The sequence below is a fragment of the Limnofasciculus baicalensis BBK-W-15 genome (genome assembly GCF_024178385.1).
GTDB lineage: Bacteria > Cyanobacteriota > Cyanobacteriia > Cyanobacteriales > Coleofasciculaceae > Limnofasciculus > Limnofasciculus baicalensis.
The window spans coordinates 1-13257 of sequence record NZ_JAMZMM010000167.1 but is presented as its reverse complement, the minus strand read 5'-3'; the positions used below and the strand labels follow the sequence as shown (position 1 = coordinate 13257).

Sequence of the window (13257 nt, the reverse complement as noted above, 5' to 3'; positions counted from 1 at the left end):
GCGGATGCCGTATCGGGAGGTGGGGATTGGGGAATTTTGACTTTATTGTATAGTTTTGAGATTAAGGAGAGGTTAATAAATAACACCAAAAGCAAAAATAACAGATTGTGTGAAGTAAATTAATTATTAATATATCCTGTAAGTTCGCCCCACCTGGTTAGGATCAAATCAGTATAAACAGCCTTGTCCAAACCATAAGATCCGATGGAAAATCCATCATTTAACTCAACTAGTGCCGTTTGATTCTCCTCAATAACGCCAAAGTCAATAGCATAAGCAGCAGTAGCTTCTCCAGATTCCTCTAAACACGCGATCGCATTTACAACAATATCTTCATTTATGCAGATAGATGGATCTCCGCCGTAATGCTGAATACCAACAATTTTAGATTGTATAACAAATACCCGATATTCACTCAACCACTGAACAACTTCAGAACAGTATACAGGTAAATGCTTTGATATTCCCTCCAAATATATTAGATCCCTTTCTGACTCAAATACTCGTCCGGTAAAACGCTTCAACTTACCACAGGGCTTAACAAAAATAGGCGAGTCGATCGGATGATAGATATGAGAAAATCCTCTAATAATATCTTGAACGGTACTTTGCCAAATCCGTCGCCGGAGAAATGGCTGTAATGATTGAGGATAATCGTTAGGTTTTGGCGGTTGTATCCCAAGTTGACGCAGCGCATTGAGGACAACGGGGATATATCCTGCCACCAAAATATTTTTATTTAGTTGCAGTTTTTTCCTTAACAATTGTTTCTCAACAAATAGCTGAACAGGGATTTGCCTCATCTGCAATTCATCGTATAGGCTGCAAATTTCAGGCTCCATTCGCCCGTTACCATTTTCTTGGAGTAATGCGCTTTCAATCAATTATATTAATCCCATTAAAAAGCGATCGCACCCACTGACGCGATCGCCTTTTTATTTTAGCCTAATTGGACATTATTCAGATCAGCTATTTTTCTTTGATTGCTGAATTATCTCCACCGATTGAGGTTGTTGTTGATCCAGGTACTGATGGATTTGCAAGCCTAGATCGATGACTTGGCTAATACTGGCAATTATCGTTAACCAAGCTACAATTAGATCTAGTCGCGAGACTGGGGGCTTGGGTTGTTTGTTTTGGGATTCAGGTGTATTCTCCATAATTTTTTCCCTCCATAGTGCTAATGATTTGTTTCTCGCAATAGGATTTATTCAATCCATACCACTATTATCTTGAGCTGCCAGAAGCTTGTCGTTACGATGGATTCCGATAGATTCAGGTGTTTTGACGGTTATGTTAATCCGGAAAATTACGAAAAAGTTAGGTTAAACTAGAGAAAATTTGATATTTAACTGACTAATGAACTCTGAAGAGGCATTCAACGTTGCTGATCGGGCTTTTTTTACTGCCACAGGAAAACACTTGACTGATATTCAAAAGTATATACTGATGGGATCTTGGCAGGATCTCACCTATGAGAAGATTGCAGAGACTCATCCCTATAACCCTCAACACATTAAGAATGAGGGCAATCAGTTATGGGATCTCCTTTCAGAGGTGTTAGGGGAAAAAGTCAGTAAAAGAAATTTTAAGACAGCACTGGAGCGAAGATCCCAATCAGTAGCAGTATCTGAACCTGCGATCCGAGAGAATAGGAGTACCCAGTCACGTCGAGATTGGGGAAATGCACCTGATGTCTCGATTTTCTACGGACGTATTAAACAACTAACCGATTTAGAACAATCAATTGTGAGAGATAAATGCCGCTTAGTAGCACTATTTGGTATGCCAGGAATTGGCAAAACCTCATTATCTGTCAAACTAGCACAACAGATTCAAAATCAGTTTGATTGTGTTATCTATCGCTCTCTGCAAGATGCCCCACAGTTACAACAACTCCTGACTGATTTAATCCGATTTCTCTCTAATAACTCAGGAGAAGATACACAATCTAGCTCATCTATCGGAATTGCAAGATTGCTTGAGTATTTGCGTAACCACCGCTGTTTATTATTACTAGATGATGTGGAGGAAATCCTCTGCGCTGGAGAGCTAGCGGGGCGATATCGAGAGGGATATGAAGATTATGATAAATTATTTAAACAGGTAGGAGAAGCACCTCATCAAAGCTGTTTGGTAATAGTTGGTAGCGAGAAACCTAGAAGTATAGAATCTTTTGCGGATCAAACACGAGGACTCTATTGGTTGCGTTTGCAAGGTTTGGATGATAGTGCATCTGTACAGATATTTAGGTCAAAAGGATTCTCTGGTGCAGAAGATAGGCTGAATGAATTAATTGACTATTATCAAGGTAATCCTCTTAAACTGAAGCTGGTGGCAACAAGAATTAAGGAAGTATTCGGCGGGAATGTTTCTCAGTTTTTAGAGGAAGGTACGTTAGTTTTTGATGATGTGAATGAGCTTTTAGATTCTCAGTTTCAACGTTTATCAGATTTGGAAAGAGAGATAATGTATTGTCTTGCTACTGAAAATCAGGCAGTTTCTATTGCAGAATTGCGCAATAAACTTAACAAGTCTGGCATAACAGATGCGATTACATCACTGATTCGGCGATCCCTGATTGAGAAGGCTACACCTACAGTGATGGAAAAAACTGAGGGTGAATCCTATTTTACTCTTCAGGGGATTATTAGGATGTATGTTTCTAGAAAACTTGCTTAGGTTGTGTGATATTCATATTTGGGATTGTTATTAATAACCGCCAGTGGTTAAAACCACTGGCTAATAGCTAAAGTCCGTTACAACTAATAACTTGCACCAATCGCAATAACCCGACAGTGGTTCAAACCACTGTCTAACAGCTAAAGTCGGTTGAAACCGACTGACTGAGAAGTTTACTCCATTGAAATATACTTAAGCTATTCTATTAGCATTGGACTTGAGTCAACGGCGGGTTTTCTTGCTCTACTGACAATCAAGTTATGACTTAAAACGGACTAAAATCATTATCCATAGTCGGTTTTAATTGAGATCTTGCACCATGCTCAATAGCAGGGAGGCAGAGCCTCCCAACCCTCGTTCCCAGGTTCAACCTGGGAACGAGAAGAATTACTTAATCACATTTATATTCCATTGCACAGTCTTCTCTGCTTCAGGAAAATTTTCAACAATCATCTTCTCTATCTGGCTTTTAATTTCATCACTGAGAATCTCATTCTCTGATAAAAACACACTTAACACAACTTTGCAATTATTCTGACTAGCCGTAATTTTACCTTTAAACTGATCTAGATCTGTATTTCGTTTATACTCTTCTTCCAAGAACTTTTGTACCCGATCAGATAATCCGCTTGCGCTAACTGCCTCACCTAATCCTTTTCGACAAGCTGTATAATCACTGGGAGTTGGTGTAGGAGTGTCTATTGAGGGCAGAGTTGAAACAGAAGTAATATTTTGATTTCGGTAGTAAATTAATATCAATACTAAGAAGACAACTAAAACTCCTATCCCCCCAGCAATATTCCTAAAAGTTAACTGAAAGTTAAAAAAACTTTTAACTTCTTCTTGAAATTGTAAATCGCTTTCAATTTTTGCTAAACGCTGCAAAATATCTGTTGTATTTTGAGGTCGTTTCTCTGGCGAATAAGCCATCAAGCTATCAATAAAATCTGCAAACTGCTTAGAGACTTTAGGCGCACTAGGTTGCCAACGTAACTTTTCTGGAGAGTCTTCACGTAAGTTATTAGGATGTTCACCAGTTAGCAGATGTACAAAGGTACGTCCCAATGCGTAGAAATCCGATGTTGCACTAATTATACCTTGTCTTAATTGTTCCGGTGCGCCGTAACCATCAGTACCAATGCGAGTAACATCTGCACCGTTCAAAACAGCTTGGGTAACTGCTCGTACCGCACCAAGATCGATTAAAATTAGTTGTCCATTCTCCCGCCGCATGATATTCGATGGTTTGATATCTCGATGATAAAATTTTTGCTCGTGGAGTCTTCCTAAAATTATTACAAGTTCCCTCAACCAATCAATAGCTTCCCTTTCACTGATTGGTTGATTGTCCCGACTTTCCATCCACTCCTGTAAATTCATTCCCTCAATCTTTTCCATCACCAAACAGTACGCTGGTTTGGGATTATTGGGAAATTCTACATGGAAGTATCCTTCTGAATATCCCCTAGGAATTCCTTTAAACCAATAATTCATCAAGACATCTGCCTCTCGATTAAACCGGGAGATTGCCTCTTGATTATCGGTATAAATAACTTTTAAAACTTTCGAGTTATTCCCATCAGCGACATCAATAGCCTCAAAAACCGCAGAAACTATATTTCTTTGGTGCAGCAGATGGGTAGCCCGATATCGCCCATTCAGCAGCAACGGAGAAGCACAAGCTGGGCAAGGTTGCTCATCGCGGGATCTTTGGGGGTTTGGGCAGTTTGGGTTAATGCACAGGCAATTTGGCATATTCTGGTAGTTTAGGGGGTGGGATTGCCCTGATGATTCATTGAGTTGAGGCTCTCCATTGTTTTGAATAATTTTCTTGGGGGAGAGATTTATGGGGAATAGTTGGGTGAGAAACCTGTTAAGGTAGTTTAACTCGATATCAGAAAATCCGTATCATTTGATACAGATTTTCGATTGAGACTATCTCAAAGTTTTGACATTGCTTATTTATATTATGGCCGATCGGCAAAATATAAGTAGATGCGAAATTAAACACTTATTATTAAATCAGATTTTCTTTACTAACCAAAATACCTCTATTCCCTATGCCTAAGCAAGGATGTCAGAAATCAAGCCGTCAAAAGAGTCAGTGGTGGCGTTGGTACAAATGTTTGCCCTTAGTCACCGCGATTATCCTAATGTGGATATCTGTCGCTGCTGCTCAATCTCCCAATTCAGTAACTTCGGATGTTAACCAAAATACTCAATGGACACTACTGACAGGGTGTTTAGTATTCTTCATGAATGCAGGTTTCACCATGTTAGAAACTGGCTTTTGCCGAAGTAGCAGTACTATTACTGTCTTAGCCAAAAATCTGATTGTTTTCGCCATTGCTACCTCGGCTTTCTGGATATTAGGCTTCGGATTTATGTTTGGCGACGGGAATCCATTCATTGGTACGAATGGTTTTCTTCTAATAGGCTCAGACAACAGCCCTTTGATAGAAGATAATTACCAAGGAATTTTTCATTCCTTAAGTTGGGCAAATATTCCTCTCAATGCCAAGTTTTTCTTTCAATTAACCTTTGCTGGCGCGGCAGCAACTATTGTATCTGGAGCTGTTGCGGAAAGGATTAAGTTTAGTGCTTTTGTTACTTTCAGTTTTTTCTTTGTATTAAGTTACTCTATCACAGGTCATTGGGTTTGGGGAGATGGTTTTCTTTCCAAGTTAGGTTTTAGAGATTTTGCAGGTTCAACAGTAGTTCACTCAGTTGGTGGTTGGGCTGCGTTGATGGGAACTCTATTCCTAAAACAACGGCTAGGAAAATATAGAAATTTTGCATATCAAGAGCGGCGTATTGCCAAACAAACTAGCTATTACGGTAAAAAAATTGTTTCTATGAAACCCTATAATCTGAGTATCGCTACCCTAGGATGCTTTATTCTTTGGTTAGGTTGGTTTGGCTTTAATGCTGGCTCAACTCTAACTGCTGATGCTGAGGCAATTTCTCATATTCTCCTCGCCACCCTCATGGCAGGTGCAATGGGTGGAATTTCGGCAACTTTTACAGCTTGGCAATTTTACGAAAAACCTAGTCTCTCATTTATTATTAATGGTATTCTCGCTGGTTGTGTTAGCATTACAGCCCCTTGTGCTTTTGTCAGTATTCCCAGTGCTGCTTTGATTGGTTTGTGTGGCGGATTTATTGTTGTTTTTGCTACTATTATTTTAGATAAGTGTCAAATAGACGATCCTGTGGGTGCGGTTCCAGTTCACCTATGTTGCGGTATTTGGGGTACACTGGCGGTAGGGCTTTTTAGCCAAAACCCAGGCAGTTACCCTTGGTATAATTCGGTTACTTGTCCTAATAAAGCAGGTCTATTTTTTAATCTTAATGAAGGTATAGAACAGTTATTTGCTCAAATTATCGGAATTATCACCGTTGGTGGTTTCACAGTTATATTTAGCACCCTCATCTGGCTTGGTGTTAGCTATTTCATCTGTATTATTTCTCCTGAAGTAAAACCTCCTTATACACCTCTTAAAGGTTTGAGAGTTTCTCGAAAAGAAGAAATTTTAGGTGTAGATAATTTATTTACAGAAGGCGAAGACATTATGTCATTAAAGCGGAAGCGCCGGAGAAGATAAAACCTTATTGTTTGTAGTAGACACTTCAGTGCCATTTTATATTTATAAGCACTGAAGTCCTTACTACGAACAGAATACTACCGGGCATGAGATTACCCTACCTCCAACCACTGAGCAAATTCTACAGTAAAAGTATCCCGCAAAATCGACTCCCGAATCTTCTGAGTAAACCGAATCAACTCAGTCACATTATGCAAGGACAGTAACATAATACCCAAAGCCTCGCGCGATCGCACCAGATGATTCAGATAAGCGCGACTAAAATTCTGACAACAGTAACAAGGACAAGTATCATCAAGAGGAGTAAAATCCTCTCTAAACTGAGCATTTTTCAAATTCCACCTTTCCCCCTGCACCAAAGCAGCACCATGTCGCCCAACGCGGGTAGGTATCACACAATCAAATAAATCAATGCCCGCCGCAACTGCTCTTGCCATTTCCCGGTAAGTACCAATTCCCATCAAATAGCGCGGCTTCTCAGGAGGCAAATAGGGCGCAGTAGCATCAACAATTTTGTGAATTAATTCCGGAGGTTCACCCACACTAACCCCACCAATAGCATAACCCGGTAAATCCAACGACACTAAGGCTTCCGCCGCCTCACGACGTAAATCCAGATAAACGCCGCCTTGTACAATCCCAAATAATGCTTGTTCATCAGGACGTTTGTGCGCATTTATACAGCGCTTGAGCCATTGATATGTACGTTCCACAGCGGCTTCAACTTGCGATCGCTCTGCTGGGTAAGGAGGGCATTCATCAAATGCCATAATAACATCAGCTCCCAAAGCATTCTGGATGGCAATGGACAATTCTGGTGTCATATTGATAATCCGTCCATCGCGAGGTGAGCGAAAAATAACACCATCGTCAGTAATTTTACGGAGTTTACTCAAACTAAATACCTGAAAGCCACCAGAATCAGTGAGAATGGGTTTATCCCAGCTCATAAATTTATGAAGTCCACCTGCTTGCTCAATTATTCCTTCTCCGGGTTGCAGGTGTAGGTGATAAGTATTTGCCAGAATAATTTGCGAGCCAGCTTCTTCTAACTGTTTTGGTGTTAAAGCTTTAACTGTTGCGACTGTTCCCACGGGCATGAATTTAGGCGTTTCAATCAAACCGTGAGGCGTTACAAAAACACCAGCACGCGCCTTTGTGTGGCTACAGGATGCCTGACATTGAAAAGAAAAGGATTTGTTTTGTTGAGCCAATGAGTTTACTTGTCCTTTGTTATTTGTCCTTTGTTATTTGTTATTTGTTATTTGTTATTCGTTATCCGTTATTGCCAAACAACCAACAACTAACAACCAACAACTAATTAGAATGGACACTCACCCTCATCGTCTATTTGCACATCCCATTTAGCGCTGAGTACTTGAGTTACCATTGCTTCGAGGGCTTCGGCATTGAGCGGTTCACCTGATTGATCCTGTAAAGGGCTGGATAGGGGAATCAGGCGTAACTGACGATTATCTTGGATTAGATCGAAGTAGGCTTCTTTTTCAGTAAACTGACCTAATTCCAAATAATCAAAGCTATAGACATTAATATATATTGCCTGGTTAGCAATTAGCGTAGAGCGATGGGGATCGGCAAAGACTTCCAGCACATACCCTTCCCCTTCACTTTGCGGATTACTATCAATAGTATGGATATAGCGAACACGACCGAGATCCGTGAGTAAGCGTCCGATATCTTGCTTATTGACGATGATGCCTCTATCAATGATACAAGGAGCGGGAATTTGGTGCGGAGGTTGATTATAACTCATGATGGGTAAAAGCCTAGGATGCAAGTGGGGCTGATAGTGCCATAGAAAGGATTTATGTGGTTACGCTGTTAGACCCGATAGGGAAAAACCCGTTACTTAGATCATAGCCTTTGCCAAGGAAAAGGCAAATAAAAACTATCTGGACTTTATGTAATGGTGGCTGATATCTATAAGCTCAATACCAAGGTCTTACAGGTAATACACTAAGATATGAGACAATACTATCCCAATATTGTCCTGTTGTTCCTCAGCAAATAGACGTATTTTTGAGTCTGTTGAGTTTTTGATACTTAGTCCCTTATGAAGCACTTAGGCGTTCGAGGATTGTTACAACGAGGACGTTTGGTGTGGTGTTCCTTCCTTGGTGCGATTACCTTCTATACCTCTATCCCAATTCCTGAGATTTGGGGTGCTGAGTTTCGCCGCATTGCTCGTTGGGCACCTTTGGTGGGATTGTTTATTGGCGGGATTCTGGGATTAGCAGATGCTGGGCTTGAGCAGTTAGGTGTACCAACTCTAACTCGCAGTGTGGGGATAGTTGGGATTTGGATTGCGATTACTGGGGGACTCCATCTTGATGGGGTAATGGATACAGCCGATGGATTAGCGGTTGGCAATCGAGAGCAACGTTTACAGGTGATGACTGATAGTGCGACAGGGGCTTTTGGGGCAATGGCTGGCATGGTGCTATTGCTTTTAAAGGTAGCAGCCCTGACTGATATACAGGATTATCGGTGGTTGGTATTAATGAGTGCGGCTGGGTGGGGTAGATGGGGACAAGTAGTTGCGATCGCAGTTTATCCTTATCTTAAACCTACTGGCAAAGGTGCTTTTCATAAAGAATCCATTCGCCTCCCTCAAGATATCCTGGGGGGATGGATATTGCTATTGGGGATTTCTGGATTGCCCCTATTATTAGCTCGGGGTAATGAGAGTATCGCTTTACTAATGGTAATGGGAGGAAGTGCGATCGCGATTTTAACAGGTGCTTGGTTTAATCGGAAGTTGGGAGGACATACTGGGGATACTTACGGTGCAGTGGTGGAATGGACAGAAGCTCTATTTCTCTGCCTAATTACACCACTGCTAGCTTAATCGTGCCAGAAAAAGTCCCAAAACCCAAGCATACTAACCATTGACTCTTAAAGAATCCCCTTCTGTGCAAGAGATGGGAGCCTCAAATTTCCCATCTCTTGCGTCTGAGACAGGTTTGAGGCGCGTCACTTTCATCTTAAAACCACCGCCACCTGTTTCGCCAAAGGCACGTACCCGAATAATATACTTTCCAGCTTCGGTAATCCGGGCAAATAACAGAGAATTGGTACTGCCATCAGGACCATCATCATTTTCTGCCACAGTGGAGCCATCTGCTGCCATCAGGGTAACGAGAGCATCAAAGTTATCGGAAATTACATCTATAGCGACTTGATCCGTGGCACTTAGGGTGATAGTGTAGTCACGGGCAAAGCCGCCATCGCCTATGGGAATATCTTTGTCTGTGAGAGTATCAGAGACTTCATTAGTTTTCGGAAGTGGAATGGGATTATATATCTGACAGTTTTGTGCCCTCGCAGCCGCTGTAGTTAAGCTTACTGTCAAAAAGGACAAGGGAACGAGGAGAGATAAGCTCAAGCGAGCGGCAAAAGCATTCGTCATAAAATATCTTCATAGCTGGAACGGCTCAATTATATAGCAGTCGCTAAGGCGGTTATGGCATCGGAAAACGCCATAACCGATTCAGAGCAGGCATTTCACTTTTGACTTTTGCGATAATGTTAGCGGCTCCTAATTGCTCATTGCTCATTTAGGCAAGCATTAATCCGTCAATCCGCCAATCGTCTCCCACAAGTTAAAAACTATAATTTACACTAAAATAAAATCCATCATCTTGAGCATTCCGTCCGCGATCGTCTAAACCTACCAAAGGTAAAGCATAATCTAATCTCATACTAAATCGCGGTAGCGGTTGCCACAATACTCCCAACCCCAAACCAGCAATAAACTTTTGCTCTTGTAAGAAATTAGGATTATCAGAAACATTCCAAACATAACCCAAATCAAAAAATGGCGCTATTTGAAATGTGGAGATACCTGCTTCATCTCTTTCCAAAGTAATTCGATCTTCTACCGAAAACCGTAATCCATTATCACCCGCTCGGACATTTTGCCGAAAACCTCGCACTGACTGCCCACCACCAACTACAAACTGTTGAGATGGCAATAAACCCTCAGACGCTAATTGCAAATCTGCCTGTACAATTAAAAAGTTATCTGGGTTGAGAACTTGTACCCGTTGTATTTGAGCCAGCCAACTGATAAACTGACCATCAGGAATATCCGAACCTCGACTAGCATTATCTGTTGCATCAAATAAACCCGTACCAAAACTAAATAAAGAACGCAAAGCCCAAGCACCAGAAACATCTCGTTTGGTATAGTCTTGTCCAAACTTAATTACACTAGTGCGACTCACCCCATTTTCATCTGGACCAAACCCAAATGGTGTTGGTCCAGCAAAGGTAAAAGTTTGACCATCTTGAAAGGTAAATCCCAATGATAAAGCAAATTCTTCACGGGGTGTCCGGATCAAAGGTTGGCGATAGGTAATTTCATATAATTCAGAATTTCCGCGAATATTTAAAGTCCTAAATGGTTCCTGAATCACTTGGTTATTATTCCAAGAAGTCCTCAATTGCACTGTACCATTTTTCGCATTAACTGGTATTTGATAGCTCAAATCCCAAGTTTCGGCTCCTCCGGCTGTGGTGCGATTGTAAGAGGCGTTAAAGGTATCACCTCTACCAGTCAAGTTACGATAGGTGATATTACCACCCAATCGTTCGGAACCAACACTGGGAGGAGAATAGTTATCGATGCTAGCATTACCCTCAAAATGACGAGCCTCATTTATTCTTACGACTAGAATAGACTTGCCGATGCCAGTACCAGCTTTCAGAGAGGCTTCCACGTTTTCAAATAGAGGATCTGCTCTTAATAAGCGTAGTTGGTCTTCTAGCTTACCTGTATTTAGAGGAGTACTTGCACCTAATTGTATCCGCGATCGCACATAGTTGGGATTTATCCGTTTAGCACCTTCAACCTGAACATCTTCCAAACTCCCTTCAATAACTTGAATTTGCACTACCCGACTGGAGAGGGATTCTTCGTTAAGAATTGCTCTGGAGGTAATATAACCCCGATCTAAATACAATTGGGAAAGGGCATCTGCAACTTTACGAAGTTCTTCTATCCCGACGGTACGTCCTTCAACGGGCTTAATAATTGGATTTAGTTCGTTTTCCCCAAAAACTGTGCTACCTTTGACCTCAATCCTTTCTACTGTAATTAGACCAGGTATTCCTGGAGGATCTGTTGTTTGTTTTATGTTACTAGGGCTGGGATTAATTCTGGTTCTATTTTGTTGTTGATGATCTGGTTTTTTAACTGTCGATGTCGCAAGTTGTTCGACGCTATTAATGTTAGCGTTTTGATTTATATTTCCTGCCGATACTGTTTGATTCTGCGCCTTTTTACCGATATGATTTTCTGGAATAGTTTCTGGTTTCGCGGTAGCTGATTGAATTCGGTAATCTGGGAGACTAGATAATTGAATATTTTCCGGTTTTGGGTTAGATGCTGGAATAGTTTCCAGTTTCTGGATATCTGAGGAAATTGGTGATAGTGAAAGGTTAGCTAATTGAATATTTTCTGGTTTCTGGGTATTTGGCAGATTAGATCCTGGAATAGTTTCCGGTTTCTGGGTAGCTGAGGAAATTGAGGAAACCTGAAGATGAGATCCCTGAGTATTTTCGGGTTTTATGATAGCTGGGGAAATTGGGGTAAGGAGGAGGTTTCCCACCTGAGTATTGTCTGGTTTTATGATAGCTGGGGAAATTGGGGTAAGGAGGAGGTTTGCTGCCTGAGTATTTTCTGGTTTTATGCTATTTGGGGAAATTGGATGAACAACAGTAGATTCCACTCCTGTAGGATCGATTATTGTTGATTGAATAATTCCTGCTTCCAGGATAATAGGATTGAGAATTGCCGCCTGAATGATTCTGGCTTGCAAGATTCTAGTATTCAGATTCTCAGCTTCGATAACTGGAGGCTGAAGAGGCAAAATTGTCAGGTTTGGCGGTTTTGGGGGTTGAGGCTTTAAGTTAGTCGGTTTTACTTGGGTTGGTTTTAAGTTAGTGGATGGATTAAGTGTTTGGGGTTTAACTGGGTATGACTGACGGTTAGTGGATGGATTAAGTGTTTGGGGTTTAACTGGGTATGGCTGACGGTTAGCCTCCTCCATAGGTAACTTACCGACTTTTAAGGGTTTTTTAGGATTTACGGTTTGCTGTAATTTTGGGCTAGTTAAAGTAGGCTTGGCATCACCAGAAGAAATACCTACTAGACTAAGGAGAGTAGAAACTGAGAACAAACATAGCAAAAGGTTAAGCCGAGAATACCAGTTCATGGAGAAAAAAACTCTACTTTACATAACGTCAAAGATTTTAATTTAAACGATTTTTTGATTATATAACCGATAACTTATACAAAATAGCACGCTACAGGATAAGTTGTCGGTAATTTTTTTCACCTAGAGCAGATTGCAGGTTGATAAAGTACACCCCAGAAACCCGGTTTCTCAAAGAAACCGGGTTTCTCTGTGCCTCACCTGAAAATTGCTGTATCTGGAAATAGGGAGGGCAATGTCTATCATACATCCTCTACTTCAGAGCAACAGGAGAGATTGCGGTATTCTCCACCCTAGCATCAGGTTACTATAACCCTGTCCGTTCGCCATAGCTGAGTAACCTTTCAATCGTTGTCAGACGGGAATTCCACACCTGCACTTGATAGGGTTGCTGGAGTGCTTGCGGCTCCATCCACTTATAGAATTGAGATCGGAAGGAGGAGAGCGCTGCTTTAGCCGTGGTTAAATTCTTCCTTGATGGCTCTGTAGCGAGTTGATTGAGAGCATTAGCCAGAATATCAGTTTCCTTACCCCATTGTGCGATCGCATCTCGGTGAATCGCTATTTGATTATTCATTAAAGCAAAACTCCATTCCCGCTGTAGGGCAGCCAAACGTGCCGCTGCTGATGTAAATGGCTGACGGTAAGGAATAGAGGCTTCACAGGCAAGAGGCAACAAGCAAGAAGATTTCTCTGCCATTAGGCGAGAAACAAAAGGTAACATAAAATTC

General features: G+C 41.3%; 10 protein-coding genes and 1 pseudogene. 3 read left to right on the top strand and 8 right to left on the bottom strand.

Features of this window, described 5'->3' with window-relative positions; translation table 11 throughout:
* Positions 1–119: 119 nt before the first annotated feature.
* Together NJ959_RS16605 and NJ959_RS16600 are read right to left on the bottom strand one after the other, a co-directional pair.
* On the bottom strand, positions 120–884 hold the full coding sequence (locus tag NJ959_RS16605) for an ATP-grasp domain-containing protein (protein ID WP_254012851.1): 765 nt from the start codon (positions 882–884) through the stop codon (positions 120–122).
* A gap of 81 nt (positions 885–965) precedes the next feature.
* A complete protein-coding gene (locus NJ959_RS16600; RefSeq protein WP_254012850.1) occupies positions 966–1160 on the bottom strand; it encodes a hypothetical protein in 195 nt (64 codons plus the stop codon).
* 199 nt (positions 1161–1359) lie between these two features.
* Between NJ959_RS16600 and NJ959_RS16595 the strand changes: the two genes are divergently transcribed.
* Positions 1360–2682, top strand: a complete 1323-nt coding sequence (locus NJ959_RS16595; protein ID WP_254012849.1) for a helix-turn-helix domain-containing protein — start codon at positions 1360–1362, stop codon at positions 2680–2682.
* Positions 2683–3069: 387 nt separating this feature from the next.
* Here NJ959_RS16595 and NJ959_RS16590 read toward each other — a convergent pair whose 3' ends face one another.
* A complete protein-coding gene (locus NJ959_RS16590; RefSeq protein ID WP_254012848.1) occupies positions 3070–4437 on the bottom strand; it encodes a serine/threonine protein kinase in 1368 nt (455 codons plus the stop codon).
* Positions 4438–4742: 305 nt separating this feature from the next.
* Here NJ959_RS16590 and NJ959_RS16585 point away from each other — a divergent pair, with 305 nt between their 5' ends.
* Positions 4743–6287, top strand: a complete 1545-nt coding sequence (locus tag NJ959_RS16585; protein ID WP_254012847.1) for an ammonium transporter — start codon at positions 4743–4745, stop codon at positions 6285–6287.
* Positions 6288–6379: 92 nt separating this feature from the next.
* Here the strand turns inward: NJ959_RS16585 and tgt are convergent, their stop codons facing one another.
* Both tgt and NJ959_RS16575 read right to left on the bottom strand, forming a co-directional pair.
* Complete coding sequence (gene tgt, locus NJ959_RS16580; RefSeq protein WP_254012846.1) at positions 6380–7501, bottom strand: tRNA guanosine(34) transglycosylase Tgt; 1122 nt, start codon at positions 7499–7501, stop codon at positions 6380–6382.
* A gap of 107 nt (positions 7502–7608) precedes the next feature.
* The gene (locus NJ959_RS16575) at positions 7609–8061 is read right to left on the bottom strand and encodes a hypothetical protein (protein WP_254012845.1); all 453 of its coding nucleotides are present in this window, start codon (positions 8059–8061) and stop codon (positions 7609–7611) included.
* Positions 8062–8361: 300 nt separating this feature from the next.
* Between NJ959_RS16575 and cobS the strand changes: the two genes are divergently transcribed.
* Positions 8362–9156, top strand: coding sequence for an adenosylcobinamide-GDP ribazoletransferase (gene cobS / locus NJ959_RS16570; protein ID WP_254012844.1), 795 nt, complete (start codon positions 8362–8364; stop codon positions 9154–9156).
* A gap of 33 nt (positions 9157–9189) precedes the next feature.
* Here cobS and NJ959_RS16565 read toward each other — a convergent pair whose 3' ends face one another.
* The 3 genes and pseudogenes from NJ959_RS16565 to NJ959_RS16555 form a co-directional block, all read right to left on the bottom strand.
* Complete coding sequence (locus NJ959_RS16565; protein WP_309242644.1) at positions 9190–9717, bottom strand: PPC domain-containing protein; 528 nt, start codon at positions 9715–9717, stop codon at positions 9190–9192.
* Between the two features lie 193 nt (positions 9718–9910).
* A complete protein-coding gene (locus tag NJ959_RS16560) occupies positions 9911–12526 on the bottom strand; it encodes a ShlB/FhaC/HecB family hemolysin secretion/activation protein (protein ID WP_254012843.1) in 2616 nt (871 codons plus the stop codon).
* A 307-nt stretch (positions 12527–12833) separates the two neighbouring features.
* Positions 12834–13257, bottom strand: a pseudogene (locus NJ959_RS16555) (hypothetical protein); the annotation flags it as partial.

Bases quoted from the DNA above. Each gene is read 5' to 3' on its own strand.
- NJ959_RS16600 (WP_254012850.1), bottom strand. From the start codon at position 1,160: ATGGAGAATACACCTGAATCCCAAAACAAACAACCCAAGCCCCCAGTC.
- NJ959_RS16595 (WP_254012849.1), top strand. From the start codon at position 1,360: ATGAACTCTGAAGAGGCATTCAACGTTGCTGATCGGGCTTTTTTTACT.
- NJ959_RS16590 (WP_254012848.1), bottom strand. From the start codon at position 4,437: ATGCCAAATTGCCTGTGCATTAACCCAAACTGCCCAAACCCCCAAAGA.
- NJ959_RS16585 (WP_254012847.1), top strand. From the start codon at position 4,743: ATGCCTAAGCAAGGATGTCAGAAATCAAGCCGTCAAAAGAGTCAGTGG.
- NJ959_RS16575 (WP_254012845.1), bottom strand. From the start codon at position 8,061: ATGAGTTATAATCAACCTCCGCACCAAATTCCCGCTCCTTGTATCATT.
- cobS (WP_254012844.1), top strand. From the start codon at position 8,362: ATGAAGCACTTAGGCGTTCGAGGATTGTTACAACGAGGACGTTTGGTG.
- NJ959_RS16565 (WP_309242644.1), bottom strand. From the start codon at position 9,717: ATGACGAATGCTTTTGCCGCTCGCTTGAGCTTATCTCTCCTCGTTCCC.
- NJ959_RS16560 (WP_254012843.1), bottom strand. From the start codon at position 12,526: ATGAACTGGTATTCTCGGCTTAACCTTTTGCTATGTTTGTTCTCAGTT.